The sequence below is a fragment of the Schaalia sp. lx-100 genome, from assembly GCF_021083625.1.
GTDB lineage: Bacteria > Actinomycetota > Actinomycetes > Actinomycetales > Actinomycetaceae > Pauljensenia.
Window position 1 is genome coordinate 144,730 of record NZ_JAJNRP010000008.1, and the last position, 14,627, is coordinate 159,356.

Consider the following 14,627-nt stretch of genomic DNA (forward strand, 5'->3'; position numbering starts at 1 on the left):
TGAGTACACGCACCCGCATACAGCGCAAAAACCCGTTGATTTTATCTATATTTCATAAATTTCATCGGGTATCTGTCATAGTTTTATGCTTCTTCAGCAGGATCCGCATTTTCAACGAAATTCGTAGTATTTTTCGTTTCCTAATTGTCGCTTTCAGGCGATACAACAGTAGTGCCCCCAGGAAGTGGACCTTCAAAAGTTCCATCCTGTGCCATCTGAGCTTTCATATCGGCTGCATACATATCCACGTATGTCTGACCTGATAAAAGCATGAGGTTGTACATGATCTCATCGGTAATCGCACGTAAAACGAAACGATCTTGATCTAACCCTTTATATCGGCTGAAATCCAAGGGTTCCCCAACGAGTATTCCAATATTTTTTCGGCTGGGGATACGCTGACCAATAGGTTGAGCATCATGCATACCGATCATTGCCACAGGAATAACGGGGGCACCTGATAAAAGAGCCAGACGAGCAACACCTGTTTTCCCACGATACAAACGCCCATCTGGACTGCGTGTTCCTTCAGGATAAATACCGAAAAGTTCACCTTGAGATAAGCGCGCAAGACCCGCGTTCAATGCGGCTTCCGAAGCGCGTCCCCCGCTGCGATCTACAGGGATTGTGCCAACAGCTTTCATGAATGTTTTTGTTGCCCAGCCTTTGACACCTGTTCCGGTGAAATAATCGGCCTTACCCATGAAAACAACTTCCCGATCAAGCATCATCGGAAGAAAAATAGAATCCCACACGGCATTATGATTTGATGCCAGAATTGCAGGCCCTTCTTGGGGAATATTTTCTTTTCCACGAATCCACGGTTTATAGGCTGCTTTCAGCAACGGACTGCCTGTGGCTTTCAGCGCTTGGTAGAAACCCACGCTTCCTCCTCGGATGTATCAGGCTTAGCGCAAGGAACGCATTACTATCTACTGTATGTCCTCTGGTCCTCGCCTACCTAATAGCCGCACGCATACACCACTGTTTACGCACACTCGTGCGACATGTGATGCACATGTGGCCAAGCTTCTTCAGGAAAACGCTCACTGGCTCATTGTCGATGTCGAAACAACGGGACTGACACATGAGGATGCATTAACTGAAATTGCTGCGCTGCGCGTATCATATGGGCACATTACGGGTACTTTCCACACTCTCATCAATCCTCAACAGGCAATCCCTGAGGTTGTCACTCGTATTACTGGTATTCATGAGGCAATGGTTGCAGATGCCCCTCCTGTAAAAATTGCAATAAGAGATTTTATTCAGTGGCTAACCCAGCAGGGTACGACAAATCACCCTGATCCAGTTTTTGTTGCGCATAACGTGCCTTTTGATCTGGGTTTTATTCAGCGCGCTGCACAAAAATACGAAATGACATGGCCTGAACTACGCACTATTGACACTTTGGAACTCTCGCGCGCTTTGTTGCCAAAACCACGTGTCGCTCATCATCGTTTAGGCACTGTAGCCTCATATCTACGCATTGGCGAGGGACAGCGCCATCGCGCATTACAAGATGCGCATATGACGTGGCGTGTCCTCGAAAAATTTATTGAAATGTGCTCTGATAAGGACTAAAAACACCTTAGCTCTGAGTTGCTTGACTCCACTGGGTGATAAGCTCAGTAGCTTTCCCTGAAGCTAAAATAGCTTTCGCATATTCGAGGCCCGCGCCTAATCGTTGAATAATGTCACCGTTATCAGTGCCCACTGCTTCAGTTCGCCCATAAGCAAGCAAACCTGCAGCAACATTCAAAGCCACACTATCAATAATCGCGGGATGTCCTGAGCCAGCAAAGACTTCACGCGCCACAGCCGCATTATGCTCTGCACTTCCGCCACGTAAATCGTCGATGGTTGAGGGGCTAAGACCATAAGTAGCACACACATCAATTTCGTGGTGAGTAATACGCCCTTCCGATATCATCCAGATTTCATTGATATCTGCGGTAGATAGCTCATCAAGTCCTGTATTACGCCCTCGGAAAATGACAGCAGAAATTCCCCGTCCTGCGCACACGCCTGCCATTAGTTGCGCATTACGCGGATCAGAGCAACCAATGGCCATGCTTTGTGGTCGTACAGGATTTGTTAACGGACCTAAAAGATTAAAAATCGTTGGGAAAGCCAATGTTCGACGCACCGGAGCGGCGAAACGCATAGAAGGATGCACTTTATTGGCAAAAAGGAAAGCAATATTGTGTTCACGGAAAATACGGCATATATCTTCCGCTTCACGATCGACGCATACCCCTAATGCTTCAAGAACATCAGCTGCACCTGAAGCCGATGTGGAAGCACGATTACCGTGTTTTACCACAGGAACACCTGATGCCGCTAAAACAACAGCTGACATCGTAGAAATATTGACGCTGCGATGGCCGTCGCCTCCTGTGCCAACGATATCTAAAACATCTGAAGGCAAATCATAGGTTCGCGCATGGTCACGCATAGCATCAGCACATCCACGCACCTCATCTACGCTCAATCCCTTTATACGTAAAGCTGTCAGCGCAGATGCTAAGCGAATATCTCCCAGTTCACCGGTCATCACCTGATTCATGAACCAGTAGGACTGTTCTTCTGTTAAATCGTGTCCTGAAATAAGATTCGTCGCAATGCTATCCCATGAAAGCATTAATTTTTCCTCAGCAAATCAGCAACTTTTTCTTGCAACTCAAGGGGATCAATAGGTGCGCAGACAATAGCTGCAGCCCCAGCCCATGATGCTAACCATGAATCTTGTTGACGTGCCGTAATAAACAGAACCGGAGGAACATCTGCCAACGTATTGTGAAGTTCTTTCGCGATACCCATACCACCATGTTTATGAGCCTCCGCATCAAGAACAATGATACTGAAATCATGTTCTTTCACACTCTCAAGCACTCCGAAAGTTGTTGCCGCCTGGTGCCATGTAATACGAGGAGTATCCTTTGAGGCTCGAATACCAACACCTGTAATAACAGCTTCTCGCACATCAGCATCATCGCTAAAAACGAGTGCTTCAACTGTTGCTTCACTCACGGGAACTCCTTGACGTAGAGGGGCAAAACAGGGAGCTAAGCTCCGACTCATACATACCCATTCTAAACGTAGGTGGGCACATTCCCATAAGAATGTACCCACCTGTGGACATATTTACCGACTATTTAGAATTGCTTCCCAATGCCGAAATAGCCTCATATGCCCATGTCAGCTTTTAACAGCTTCATATGCAGCTATCAGGACGCGGCAGAAAGAGAAGCCACCACATCAACAACAAGTATTTGTGTAGACGGAGAAGCTGATTGAGAATCGTCTCCCGATTGGCCTTGTTGAGCGGAAATTGGCTGAGTCATCAACAAACGCGACCCTACCGTGTAGCCCACTAAACCATAAGCCGCGGCATCAACCGTGACAGGGTGAGGTGGTTGCCATGTTCCATTAATGGAGTTTTCGTCACCATATGTTCCACCCATTCCGTGAATAATCACCGAATCGCCTGCGACGATTTCATGGCCAGCACCTTTAGCTAAGGTGATAATTTTTGCTTCAGCAGGTGCCGGCGCGCCGGTAAAGGTAATTTTTGGTTCTTGACCAAGTTCCCCGCTTACTTCAATACCCTCAATGGTTTCACCTGTGAGACTTGCCCCTTTGAGAGCAGACAAATCACTGCCATTCACCGTATCAAGGATATCGACAACAAAAACCAAAGTGGAACCTGCAGGAATGGAATTTTGTGCTTGGTCACCATAAGCCCATTGAGCTGGAATCACCAATTCCACACGATCCCCCACATGTTGCGAAGCAAGGCCGTATTTCCAACCAGCAATCACACCATTCAAACTGAATGAAATGGGAATATTTCGCATGAAAGAAGAGTCAAAGACCTTACCATCCCACAGGGTGCCTGTGTAATTCACACGTATCGTGTCATCGGCTCCTACCTCGGGACCATTTCCCTGATGCAGGGTTTTCACCCAGATTTTATCTGTAGGAGCATCACCGTTTCCTGCAGCAATCTGAGGATTTTGACCAAAATCGCCTGTGACATCAGGGAAATTACCTGTGCCACTGCGGTCAACCTCCGGCATATTTGCCGCAGCTGACTGAGAACCTGATGCTGCTGTTTCGCTCGTACTAGAGCATCCTGCCAGTCCCATTGTCAGTGTTACAGATAGAGTCAGTGTAAGTGCGAACCAGCGCTGAGTTGGTTTCTTCATGTGTATATGTCCTAGTGATTAGTGAAATGAGTCGCCGCATGCGCAGGTATTCGCAGCATTTGGATTGTCAATTGTGAAACCTTGACGTTCGATGGTATCGGCGAAGTCAATGGTAGATCCACTCAGATAAGGCACGCTCATGCGATCAACGATCACTTCCACACCGTCAAAATCACGTATTGCATCACCATCAAGGACGCGATCATCGAAATAAAGCTGGTAAATCAGGCCTGAACAGCCACCGGGCTGAACAGCAACACGTAAACGAAGGTCATCGCGGCCTTCTTGTTCAAGCAGGCTTTTAACTTTCGCCGCGGCCACATCAGTCAAGAGAACTTCATGACTTGGGGCTTGTGTATCTGTATTGGACATGTCGCTCCTTATACGCACATGGATACAATCCCATCATAATGAAACACATCCAGCCTAAGACTGTGATGGAAAGGCCGCCAATGATCCCATGCTTTTCTGGTCTAACAGTGAGTATTCCCTCATCTTGACAGCCATGTATGGGCAAGGCGTAAGCCAGCATCATAAAGAGAAGCAAGGGCCTGGGATTTCAGGTGAAAAGACGCATTGTCCTCATCAAAATCACCACTATCAGGAAGTTTTGTAGTGCTCTGATACTCCGGTAAAAGCGGCGAAGAATCACTATCCCAAGCAAAGCTCGTACGTGGACGGGTAAGTATCACACCATGAATATCCCACTGGGCACGCTCGTAAGGGGCAAGTGAGGATTCCTCAGCGATTGCAACCACAGGTAAAGCTGCACGCGCACACTCAGCAGTAAAAGCAGGAAGCGGCGAGTGAGACAAAATCGGTGAATGTAGCTGTGGAGTCATCATGACGACAAGATCAGCACCATTCACATGTGTGTCAATCCCAAGGACACGTATGAGCGCTTCCCCTGTACCTCGTAAAGTCCCGCCGGTAGCAGCCACTACCGCCCCAATCCCACCTCCTGCACCTGAACCAGGTAATTCCGCAGGTGAGCGCATAATCTGAGAATCTGATTCACGTATTGATGTCGTACTGCGGCTAGTCCTTAATAGGTCCTCACTACGTGTCTGGAAGCTGTGTCGATACACTCGCCCAAGATCACGGAGGAAAGAAGGATCCATGTCAGTGATCGGCTCGCCTTCTGGACCGACTGCGCATACTGAAGATAAGCCAAGTAAAGGACGCTGCGTTGAAGCTGCCATGATGACATGACGTGACCGGATTAGGTGCCGCGCATGTTCTAATGCTGTGAGGAAAAGCTCCTCATCTATATGATCGCTTGGCAGGGTAATGCCGGTAAGCCCACTCAGAAAAGAAGCTCCCCCATCTGGTCGCAGACGTTTATCAGCATGGTTGAGGGCAGACAAACTGTGAGGTACCCATTGTTGTTCTGATTCAATCAGAACATTTTCTCCACGAAGCAGAGCCTCTCGGACGCTTTTTCCGGCCTCATATGTGCTTTCACATGTGTCGTGATTGTGACGTATCAGTACCCAATTTTCAGGTAAATGATCGGCGCATAAGAGTGACACATGAGGACCAGACCCGAAAGGAAGGAGTTCCACCTGCACATCGAGGTGACGTGCACGCAGCGCTCGCCCTACGGCAGCTAAAGCATCCGTAGTTATAGGCTTATCGTGATATTCCCAGTGGCCTGCAACGATCACTTTCATGCGTGTGGCCTCTTTCTGTTTATTTTTCTGCGGTTTTTACGGCTTGTGTGCCAAATCGCGCAGAATAAGAGCTTCCGCAAGAATCGCGTGTTTGAGATCAGATAGGGACTGTGATTCGTCCTCAGAATGCGCATTTGTGAGGGGGTCCTCCACTCCCATAACCAGTACTTGAGCTTCTGGAAATTCTGATTGGAATTGGGAAATGAAAGGTATGGAACCTCCCACACCAATATTGACAGAAGGAACTGACCAGGCTTCCGTTAGTGCGCGATGGGCTAATTCAACAGCGGGAGCTTCAAGATCAGCTTGATAGCCGGGGCCGCATTCCACGTCACTGATTGTCACATGCGCACCAAATGGCATATGCGTTTCAATATGTGCGCGCAGAGCTTCCATTGCCTTTTCAGGTTCAATTCCTGGAACTGTGCGCATTGATAAGCGTAGGCGTGTCTTTGGAGCAATCGTATTGGAAGCCTCAGCGACACTGGTCGTATCCCATCCAATGACTGTGATTGATGGTTTTGTCCATACGCGTGCTGCTAAATCACCGGTGCCTGCAAGTTGTACGCCTTCAAGTATGCCGGCTGCTGCTCTGAATTCTTCCTCCGGCCAATCAACATCTGCTTTGTCAGATCCACCTAATCCTTTAATGCGCACATTTCCTGCTTCATCATAGAAAGAAGAAATCAGTAAAGAAGCGCAGGTGGTTGCATCCACCATAGGTCCACCAAACATGCCGGAGTGGACAGCATGTTCAGATACGGTCACTTCAAGTGTGCAGCAGCAGTTTCCGCGTAGGGTTGTTGTCAGAGCTGGTTCGCCTACTTTCCAGTTATCTGAGTCTGTCACGATGATGACATCTGCACGAAGTTCGTCGGCATAGGTATGTAAAAATGTGTCAAATGTGGGTGAGCCAAGTTCTTCTTCCCCTTCAATAAAGACGATGACATTCACGGGAAGGTCACGGGCAAGCAGATTTAAAGCTCCAAGGTGAACAACGATTCCTGCTCCGTCATCAGAACTTCCACGACCGTATAGCCGATCCCCACGCACCTCAGCAGTAAAAGGTTCAAGACTCCATCGCTGCGGATCACCTGTAGGTTGAACGTCATGATGGGCATAAAGTAAAACAGTGGGGGCACCCTCAATATGTGGGCTACGGGCAAGGACGGCAGGTTTTCCTACGACGCCTTCTGGTGTGGTAACGGATTCAATACGTGCTTCTAAACCAATATCACTGAAAAGCTGCTGTACGTACTGGGCCGAACGATCAAGGTCTTGACTGTGTTGAGGTAGTGAGGACACTGAGGGGATGGCGATGAGGTCAATCAGTGTCTGAACAAAAGTCGGGAAAGTTTCTTCTAAGCGCGCGCGCAGAGTATGTGTGGTGAGGTCGGTGTGTGTCATGTTCTTGACAGTTCCTTATATGCCCGTTTCTTTGATTGTTGTCTTCAGGACATATTCTATCCCTTAGAATACAAGAGTGTTCAGCCGTAAAGATTCACACAGAGAAACTGAAAATACTGCTTTAGTCCCCCCTGTTTCAGGGAAAAAAGGACGTCCGACCCCTTCACGTAAACAGGCCGAGTCCAAGCGTTTACGTCCGCTTGTTCCTGCCGATCGTAAGGCGGCTAAGCGTATTGCACGCGAAAAGCGTAATGAAGCGTATCAACGTGAGCAAGAAGCGCTCATTACTGGTGATGAACGCTATCTGCCGTGGCGGGATAAAGGGCGTGTACGTCGCTGGGTACGCGATTGGGTAGATGCACGTTGGTCATTATCTGAGTTCATTTTGCCTGTGATTTTATTGTTTATGGCAACGATGCTTGCTGTTTCTTTTTTCCCGCAGTACACAACGAATACTCAACTCGCTATTACGATTGCCACAGCTGTCACGTATGGACTTTTTGCCGTGTCTATTATTGAGGGCGTATTTGTGTGGCAGCGCTTGAAGAAGCGACTTATTCAGGCTTTCCCTGATGAAGAAATTCCTCGTGGAACCTGGTTTTATGCTTATTCACGCATGATTATGGCGCGCAGGTGGCGTTCTCCTCGCCCGCAGGTCAAGCGTGACGAATACCCTCAAGTAAAGAAAGGGGCACGTCGCTGATAGTGTGGAGTCGTCATATTAACGTGATGTAATCACAGATTTTCACAGGAAGTACCGTTCAGTTGTGAGCGGTACTTCCCTTATATGAACGATACGAGCGTGTAGACACACTTTTGGTCCTAGATCCTCTTATATTCCTTAGCCGATTCCTTACTCCCATTTTGACTCCCCCTATCTCTGCCTGTTTACGATCTGTAATACACAGCTGCATGTCCCTTTTAGGTATTCGCCTATATTTTGTTTGTTTTTCTGTCCTTCACTTTTGTTATCCACAAGCAGATAAGTGACGTGCTGTCGTATCCACAATCTTTTTTCTTTTCGGAGCTTTCTTGGTTTTCCTACCGTATTTTCATAACAGGAGGGTGAATATGGGAATTTTCGGTCCTGAAAACTGGTTAGAAAAAAACGGTATTTTAACAGTGTTAGCCCCTTGGCTTATCTGCGCAGATTCTTTACTACCGTGGCAGCAATTTCGTCTTTTGCCAGGGAAGCAAGCGGCAGAGCTTTCACAGCGCCTCCCTCAAAGGTATATGGCGACGCAACATCATCGGGCACCCCCACTTGGGAAAATACTGAATGTATCGGCGCAATACACCAATATTTTCCTTGGAGGTTACGTTATTCATTCCCCCATGCCGGATGAAAGTGTGCATGTCACTTCTATGACGCTGTGTTTACCCCAGTCATTTTTATCCTCACTTACCCACAAACAACAAGAAAAATATGACGATGTATGGTTTCACATATGCGCTTACAGTGGTTTTCCTGTTTTCATGTATTCGCATATTCCCGATGAAATCACTACCCATACACATTCTCACCACAAGGAGGTGCGCATATGGAATATATGGTGGGATTAAAATATCAACACCTATATGTTCTCTGAGGCGAAATAGTCACATGTCTTTTTGACAGGTACTCTTATATACATGTTGAGTGCTGCATATTCGTGGTTGTTCCGTACTTTTATTCATAAAACAGATCCTGAATACGCTCATCATCATGGGCTTGGGGCAATTGGTTATGCTGGTAAATTATTACCAACCCGCCGTCTTATGCGTGCCACATTAGGGTATATGCCCACACACAAACGACAAGCAGGCCGTGTTATTACCATCGGTAATCGTATTGTTCCTGGCCGTTTGGGATTGGCAGCAGGTATGGATAAGAATGCTCAAGCCGTCCTCGGTATGACAGCTCTCGGATTTGCTTTCGTTGAAATAGGAACAATTACTCCCCAGCCTCAACCCGGTAATGAAGCACCACGTTTATGGCGCCTCATGGACCATCACGGCCTACGTAATCGCATGGGTTTTAATAACGAAGGGGCACATGCCGCTGCTCAACGATTACGTGAACTGCGTTCCACACGCGAAGGACGTCAGGCAATTGTTGGCGCGAACATCGGCAAGAATAAAATAACACCTGAAGAAGATGCCGCTCAGGATTACCAGACCTGTGCTCGTATTCTTTCTCCATGGGTTGATTTCATTGTCGTTAATGTTTCCTCCCCCAATACCCCTGGCCTACGTAACCTCCAAGCTGTTGAGCATTTACGCCCCATTGTGGAAGCAACTCAGCATGGATGCACTGAAGGAACGACAAGAGATATTCCAATATTCGTCAAAATTGCACCTGACTTAGATGACGAGGACATCATCGCAATCGCCCAACTCACACGGCAAATGCACCTAGCAGGTGTTGTTGCAACAAATACAACAATTGCTCATGATTTAGGCGATGGCGGTGTTTCTGGAAAACCACTGAAAGAACGAGCACTTGAAGTAGTACGCTTACTTGCTTTGCATTTAAGTGATGACCAAATCCTCATTGGTACAGGTGGCATTTTTACCCCTGATGATGCTCTCGACATGCTGGCCTGCGGCGCAGATCTCGTGGAGGCCTTTACTGCTTTTGTTTTCCAAGGCCCATCATGGCCTGGCATGATGAACCGCGCACTTGCACATTACTAAGCCATGTTTATTACGCTTCATGCTGATTCTTTGCATAATCCCGCACAGGAAATACAAGATTTTCTGGCAGATTACACGTCGCTGACAGATGTGAAATTACGTTCACGTCTTGAACCAGAACGCGGCCTTTACATGGCTGAGTCAACAAATGTCATTACTCGTGCTATCGCTGCAGGACATCATCCCCGCTCATTCCTGATGGCGCATAGATGGATTGAGACGCTCACCCCAGTCATATATAAAGCAACTGGCAGTAAAGACGGTGGCGATATTCCTGTTTTTGTTGCAGAAGAAGACGTACTTGAAATGCTCACAGGTTTTCATCTGCATCGCGGTGCGCTTGCTGCCATGCATCGACCTGAACTGCCCTCAGTCAGTGAACTCCTCTCATCTGGCCTTCGTACTGCAGCAAAACCTGCTCAACGTATTGTGATCCTCGAAAACCTTGTCGATCATACAAATGTGGGAGCGATTTTCCGCAGTGCTGCAGCCTTAAATATGGATGCTGTCCTTGTCACACCTTCATGTGCAGATCCGCTGTACCGTCGTTCTGTTCGCGTGTCTATGGGAACGGTGTTCCAAGTCCCATGGACTCGGCTGACACATTGGCCCCATCCCACTATCACTGAATTACATTCCCTTGGGTTTACCGTTGCCGCACTTGCTTTGTCGGAAAAATCTTTATCTCTGGATGATTTTATTACCTCTCCGGCATGCTGTGATCCTCATGCGAGATTAGCTCTAGTTATGGGAACTGAAGGTGATGGTTTAGCACAATCTACCATTGCCGCATGTGATGAGGTCGTGAAAATACCGATGGCTGGCGGAGTTGATTCCTTAAATGTCGCTTCAGCCTCCGCTGTTGCTTTCTGGGCGACACGACATGTAGGCACATGAGTTAAGACCGCTTTCCTTTTCTCATCGACGCGTATAGAGTATTTTGGCTTATTGGCCAAAAGGGACTGCGGACGTTTTTTAGAGGGTTTTTGTGGTTAACGTTTTTGTGCTGTTTGTCCGCTGTTCTTGCGGTTAAGTCGGTGTTGGAGTCGGCTTGAATTGAGGGATAGGGAATCCTCGATGAAAGATCTGCGGTGCAGTAACACAAAAATGAGGTAAGACCACTGCTGGTATGACCACATGAACGGCCAAGACACCCCACATCCGCTCCTACTCCAAAGCTTGTGGGTAAGAACCTGGACGACCTCGCCCGTGAAGTCATTAACGGTACGTGGAGTAACGGTGAAGAACACCATGCTCACCTAAACGCCACCGGATACAACTACGACATGGTGCAAAGCCGAGTCAACGCCAAACTCGGATACTCATTCGTCCTTCAGTAAAACTTACATCGATTTGACATTTTCTGTTGCATGCGCTTTAGCTATTCGGTATATTGAAAATATGTAAAGCATTGGGGCTTTACACATTGGAATCTCAGGAGAATATCATGAAGCTTCCAAAGAAAGCTATCGGAGTTGCGTCTGTGGCAATGTTACTTGGGATGAGCGCTGGAGCTGCTTTCGCTGAGGATCTGTTCGGTGGCGACTGGTACTACGGCACAAATTACGCAACTGGTAACGCGAGCTCGTCTTATTATCATGGCTCACGGTGGCACTGGACATCCATTGGGACGAGTTCTGGGAAATATGAGCGTTCCAACGCCTCTGCAGGTAACACTGCCTCAACATGGCTGTGGCGCACTCCTGGTTCTTCCGTGACGTTTAAAGCTGGCACTTCATCTCAGACTGCTACTTGCTAGTCAAATCGTACGAGGGAGTGTAAGTTGATGCGGCGTTTAGTGGTTTTCTGCGGTGTAGTACTGGGAATGTTGGCTACTTGTATTGGTTTTTTGCAAGCCATTCAGGAAGAAAGCGTGTTACCCCTGGACACTTCCGACGTTGGTTTCATTAACTTCCAGCTTTCTGATATTCCACCTGCTGCCGTAGATGAGCAACTCCAAGAGGTTTCTTCACGGCAGCGGGTGGAAATCTTTCAGCTATCTGGCACTACAGGCATTAAAACTGTAAAAATTATTGCTCGAGGGTTTCCGCAGCCCACTCAGCTAAGCTCAATTACTTGGGTGAATCCCAGTAAAACTGGAGTCCTCCTACCCTCTGCTAATGCTACGGATATTCCACCTTCAGGCGTATATGCACTGAAAGGAACTAAAGAAAATATCGCTGGCTTTAAGCAATGGTTAACTTCTCATGGTGCCGTGCATACTTGGGAACAGTACTCGAGTTTAGAATTACTGCTACTTCCTTTGGCATACCAAGGGGTGATAGCAGTAGTACTGGTCACTGCACTACTTACTTCAATCATTATTATCGGCTGGTTTATTTCTAAACGACGCTCTCAAGTAGTACGGATGCTTAACGGTTATAGCAATCACCAGATTATTATGCGTGATTTGCAAGATTTTATCTTTCCGCTTTTCAGCACTTGCGCATTAAGTAGTATATGCACAGCGATAGTCATATCGTTCTTTAGTGGCCGCATTCTACCTGTGCTTGTAACTGCAGGTAAGATCATCATAGTCGTTACTGCACTGATTGCGGTTTTCAGTTTTATTGTTGCTGTGTTGTCTAGAGTGAAGATTAGCGAGTTCGCACAGCGTAAGCCGCTACCTCTCTCCTTCAGTATTGTTAGTTTCCTGCTACGTATGGCTGTGTTGCTACTGGTATTTACAACTATTCCGCTTACTTTTTATGCTGCGCAGGTTGCTCAGTCAAACTATGTTGCTGCACAAAAAGCTAGTGAGTACTCTGACCTATATACTGCGAACTTTGGAGGTATTGTAGACGAGAACCGGGATTGGAATGCTCATGTAGAAGACTTTGCTAAGCTCGTTACCCAGTTAGAAAATGAGCATAAAATTTTCTACGCGAAGCTCTATCCCGAAGAATCTAACGCAATTAGCGGAATCGGCGTTGATTCAGTGGTGGTGTATAACGAAGATGCCTTCAACCTTTTCTATGCTGATCAAACCGCTGATTTACGTGAAGTACCCGCGTCGTCTCTTTCTGCACAAACGCTATCTTCCCTCGGATTATCGGCAGAGGATTTGCGTGTTTTCCTGCCAGAAGAATCCCAAGCGGTTATCGGCGTGCGTGGCACCGGACTGTTCCAGGTCGCCCAAAACCCCGTTATTATTGTGGTGCCACAGGTAAGTAAGGTACATAACGGAGATTTGTTGATGAGTCACGCGACTACCGGCGCGGTAATTTTTACTGATTCAGATGATCTTTTGAAGTCTACTTCGCAGATTGGGTTGAACCTGACCTTTGATAATATTCGCGATAAGAACTCGGTTTATGCTTCCGATCAACGCTTAGCCTACCAGGTGTCACTCTTTACATTGACTATCCTTATGGTTTCATTCCTAGCATCAACGTTAGTTTCCGCCCTGATATATGCAAACAGACGCAGGCGCGCAAAGTTTCCCCTTTATCTCAACGGAGCCAGCTGGGCGATACTCTTCCGAGTTCCACTGGTAACTGACTTCCTTGGTTTAGTACTCGCACTCACGTTATCGCTAGTAATTGCATATGCCCTAAGCGTTAATCAACCTGCGTTTCTTATAGCAACTGTGATAGTTTTCGCTCTTATTTCTTTTTTCATTTATCGCCGTACTATACGTAAAGCCATGCTTTCCTTAGCCATTAGAAAGGTGGACTACTAATGGGGTTAGAAGCTAATGACCTGTCAATGAAAATTGGGGCGCGCACCCTGTTTCACGGTATTTCCCTGCAGTGTCCTAACGGGAGTAGCCTGGCGATAGTCGGTGAATCAGGCGTGGGGAAAACCACCTTACTTAATATGCTCGCCCTCATCCTCCCTACAAGCGCGGGAAGCATCTCATTTGACGGGGTGGAAGCGCAAGCATGGAACGAACGAAAAATCCGAAAATTCTGGAAGGAAAAAGTTTCGTTTATTCTTCAAGACGCTGGCCTAGATGACAGCGAAACCGTCGGCTACAACATTACGCTTAAACACGGTTTACGGCGGTCACACAAAGATGAGAAAGCCCGTGCTGCTGCGCAGCAAGTGGGGCTTGCAGACCGTTTAGAATCACAAATCGTGGAGCTAAGCGGTGGCGAGCAACGCCGCGTAGCTATTGCCCGCGCGATCTATAAACAAGCAGACTATCTATTCGCTGACGAACCGACCGCCTCACTAGACGACACCAATCGGCAGCTGGTACAAGACTTACTTTTAGAACAGGTAGCAAAAGGAGCCACAGTTATTATCGCAACACATGACTTAACACTAGCCGCCGCCTGCGATCAGACCTATACACTCACGAAAATCTAAACACCTATCCCAAATACTTGTGCTAACCAGACTTCTGTCATTAGACATGTAAACTGCGCTTGAGGCCATAATAAGCGTCTAAAGAAAGTGCCATGATACATATAAGTTTTGGCAACGGGGATGAACACCAACACCACCTGGGCAGTCTGCATGACCAAGTTCAAGCACGAGTCAACGCCAAACTCGGATACTAAACCCTAGCAATGCCTACCCTTTTGAGGCTCCACGCTAGCCCTCTTCCCATCCGCGGGAATGAGGGAAGACGTGGAGCCTCTTTTTTATTTCCCCCAACAAAGGGGGTTATAAAACCTGTGGTCTCAAGGCCTTACTGACTTATTGTCCATTT

17 protein-coding genes are annotated in these 14,627 nt (G+C 47.4%); 10 read left to right on the plus strand and 7 right to left on the minus strand.

Features of this window, described 5'->3' with window-relative positions; translation table 11 throughout:
- Positions 1–140 precede the first annotated feature (140 nt).
- The gene (locus LRP54_RS07355; protein WP_231205150.1) at positions 141–884 is read right to left on the minus strand and encodes a lysophospholipid acyltransferase family protein; all 744 of its coding nucleotides are present in this window, start codon (positions 882–884) and stop codon (positions 141–143) included.
- A 136-nt stretch (positions 885–1,020) separates the two neighbouring features.
- On the opposite strand from LRP54_RS07355, the gene LRP54_RS07360 reads away from it, so the two are divergent.
- Positions 1,021–1,584, plus strand: coding sequence for a 3'-5' exonuclease (locus tag LRP54_RS07360; RefSeq protein WP_231235560.1), 564 nt, complete (start codon positions 1,021–1,023; stop codon positions 1,582–1,584).
- Between the two features lie 7 nt (positions 1,585–1,591).
- On the opposite strand, the gene trpD is transcribed toward LRP54_RS07360, so the two are convergent.
- The 6 genes from trpD to LRP54_RS07390 all read right to left on the minus strand — a co-directional run bounded on the left by trpD (position 1,592) and on the right by LRP54_RS07390 (position 7,291).
- Positions 1,592–2,644 carry an anthranilate phosphoribosyltransferase gene (gene trpD, locus LRP54_RS07365; RefSeq protein ID WP_231235562.1) on the minus strand — a complete coding sequence of 351 codons (1,053 nt, stop codon included), beginning with the start codon at positions 2,642–2,644 and terminating at the stop codon, positions 1,592–1,594.
- Positions 2,644–3,033 carry a hypothetical protein gene (locus LRP54_RS07370; RefSeq protein ID WP_231205243.1) on the minus strand — a complete coding sequence of 130 codons (390 nt, stop codon included), beginning with the start codon at positions 3,031–3,033 and terminating at the stop codon, positions 2,644–2,646. Before LRP54_RS07370 ends, trpD begins: the two co-directional genes overlap by 1 nt.
- 197 nt (positions 3,034–3,230) lie before the next feature.
- Complete coding sequence (locus tag LRP54_RS07375; RefSeq protein WP_231235563.1) at positions 3,231–4,211, minus strand: FKBP-type peptidyl-prolyl cis-trans isomerase; 981 nt, start codon at positions 4,209–4,211, stop codon at positions 3,231–3,233.
- A gap of 18 nt (positions 4,212–4,229) precedes the next feature.
- The gene (gene erpA, locus LRP54_RS07380; RefSeq protein ID WP_231205154.1) at positions 4,230–4,583 is read right to left on the minus strand and encodes an iron-sulfur cluster insertion protein ErpA; all 354 of its coding nucleotides are present in this window, start codon (positions 4,581–4,583) and stop codon (positions 4,230–4,232) included.
- Positions 4,584–4,702: 119 nt separating this feature from the next.
- Positions 4,703–5,884 carry a glycerate kinase gene (locus LRP54_RS07385; protein WP_231235564.1) on the minus strand — a complete coding sequence of 394 codons (1,182 nt, stop codon included), beginning with the start codon at positions 5,882–5,884 and terminating at the stop codon, positions 4,703–4,705.
- A gap of 36 nt (positions 5,885–5,920) precedes the next feature.
- The gene (locus LRP54_RS07390; protein ID WP_231205156.1) at positions 5,921–7,291 is read right to left on the minus strand and encodes a dipeptidase; all 1,371 of its coding nucleotides are present in this window, start codon (positions 7,289–7,291) and stop codon (positions 5,921–5,923) included.
- Positions 7,292–7,367: 76 nt separating this feature from the next.
- Here LRP54_RS07390 and LRP54_RS07395 point away from each other — a divergent pair, with 76 nt between their 5' ends.
- The 9 genes from LRP54_RS07395 to LRP54_RS07435 all read left to right on the plus strand — a co-directional run bounded on the left by LRP54_RS07395 (position 7,368) and on the right by LRP54_RS07435 (position 14,475).
- On the plus strand, positions 7,368–7,994 hold the full coding sequence (locus tag LRP54_RS07395; protein ID WP_231235565.1) for a DUF3043 domain-containing protein: 627 nt from the start codon (positions 7,368–7,370) through the stop codon (positions 7,992–7,994).
- Between the two features lie 368 nt (positions 7,995–8,362).
- A complete protein-coding gene (locus LRP54_RS07400) occupies positions 8,363–8,854 on the plus strand; it encodes a hypothetical protein (RefSeq protein WP_231235567.1) in 492 nt (163 codons plus the stop codon).
- A gap of 69 nt (positions 8,855–8,923) precedes the next feature.
- Positions 8,924–9,967, plus strand: a complete 1,044-nt coding sequence (locus LRP54_RS07405) for a quinone-dependent dihydroorotate dehydrogenase (protein WP_231235569.1) — start codon at positions 8,924–8,926, stop codon at positions 9,965–9,967.
- A gap of 3 nt (positions 9,968–9,970) precedes the next feature.
- Complete coding sequence (locus LRP54_RS07410) at positions 9,971–10,864, plus strand: TrmH family RNA methyltransferase (protein ID WP_231235570.1); 894 nt, start codon at positions 9,971–9,973, stop codon at positions 10,862–10,864.
- A gap of 284 nt (positions 10,865–11,148) precedes the next feature.
- Positions 11,149–11,307, plus strand: coding sequence for a hypothetical protein (locus LRP54_RS07415; protein ID WP_231235572.1), 159 nt, complete (start codon positions 11,149–11,151; stop codon positions 11,305–11,307).
- A 107-nt stretch (positions 11,308–11,414) separates the two neighbouring features.
- Complete coding sequence (locus LRP54_RS07420; protein ID WP_231235573.1) at positions 11,415–11,726, plus strand: lactococcin 972 family bacteriocin; 312 nt, start codon at positions 11,415–11,417, stop codon at positions 11,724–11,726.
- Positions 11,727–11,753: 27 nt separating this feature from the next.
- Positions 11,754–13,649, plus strand: coding sequence for a hypothetical protein (locus LRP54_RS07425; RefSeq protein WP_231235574.1), 1,896 nt, complete (start codon positions 11,754–11,756; stop codon positions 13,647–13,649).
- Positions 13,649–14,281 carry an ATP-binding cassette domain-containing protein gene (locus LRP54_RS07430; protein ID WP_231235575.1) on the plus strand — a complete coding sequence of 211 codons (633 nt, stop codon included), beginning with the start codon at positions 13,649–13,651 and terminating at the stop codon, positions 14,279–14,281. The genes LRP54_RS07425 and LRP54_RS07430 overlap by 1 nt, the downstream gene beginning before the upstream one ends.
- A gap of 92 nt (positions 14,282–14,373) precedes the next feature.
- Positions 14,374–14,475, plus strand: coding sequence for a hypothetical protein (locus tag LRP54_RS07435; protein WP_231235577.1), 102 nt, complete (start codon positions 14,374–14,376; stop codon positions 14,473–14,475).
- Positions 14,476–14,627 lie beyond the last annotated feature (152 nt).

What these genes read in the sequence shown, in the direction of transcription:
- trpD (WP_231235562.1), bottom strand. Translation starts at nt 2,644, where the DNA reads ATGCTTTCATGGGATAGCATTGCGACGAATCTTATTTCAGGACACGAT.
- LRP54_RS07375 (WP_231235563.1), bottom strand. Translation starts at nt 4,211, where the DNA reads ATGAAGAAACCAACTCAGCGCTGGTTCGCACTTACACTGACTCTATCT.
- erpA (WP_231205154.1), bottom strand. Translation starts at nt 4,583, where the DNA reads ATGTCCAATACAGATACACAAGCCCCAAGTCATGAAGTTCTCTTGACT.
- LRP54_RS07385 (WP_231235564.1), bottom strand. Translation starts at nt 5,884, where the DNA reads ATGAAAGTGATCGTTGCAGGCCACTGGGAATATCACGATAAGCCTATA.
- LRP54_RS07390 (WP_231205156.1), bottom strand. Translation starts at nt 7,291, where the DNA reads ATGACACACACCGACCTCACCACACATACTCTGCGCGCGCGCTTAGAA.
- LRP54_RS07400 (WP_231235567.1), top strand. Translation starts at nt 8,363, where the DNA reads ATGGGAATTTTCGGTCCTGAAAACTGGTTAGAAAAAAACGGTATTTTA.
- LRP54_RS07405 (WP_231235569.1), top strand. Translation starts at nt 8,924, where the DNA reads ATGTTGAGTGCTGCATATTCGTGGTTGTTCCGTACTTTTATTCATAAA.
- LRP54_RS07410 (WP_231235570.1), top strand. Translation starts at nt 9,971, where the DNA reads ATGTTTATTACGCTTCATGCTGATTCTTTGCATAATCCCGCACAGGAA.
- LRP54_RS07420 (WP_231235573.1), top strand. Translation starts at nt 11,415, where the DNA reads ATGAAGCTTCCAAAGAAAGCTATCGGAGTTGCGTCTGTGGCAATGTTA.
- LRP54_RS07425 (WP_231235574.1), top strand. Translation starts at nt 11,754, where the DNA reads ATGCGGCGTTTAGTGGTTTTCTGCGGTGTAGTACTGGGAATGTTGGCT.
- LRP54_RS07430 (WP_231235575.1), top strand. Translation starts at nt 13,649, where the DNA reads ATGGGGTTAGAAGCTAATGACCTGTCAATGAAAATTGGGGCGCGCACC.
- LRP54_RS07435 (WP_231235577.1), top strand. Translation starts at nt 14,374, where the DNA reads ATGATACATATAAGTTTTGGCAACGGGGATGAACACCAACACCACCTG.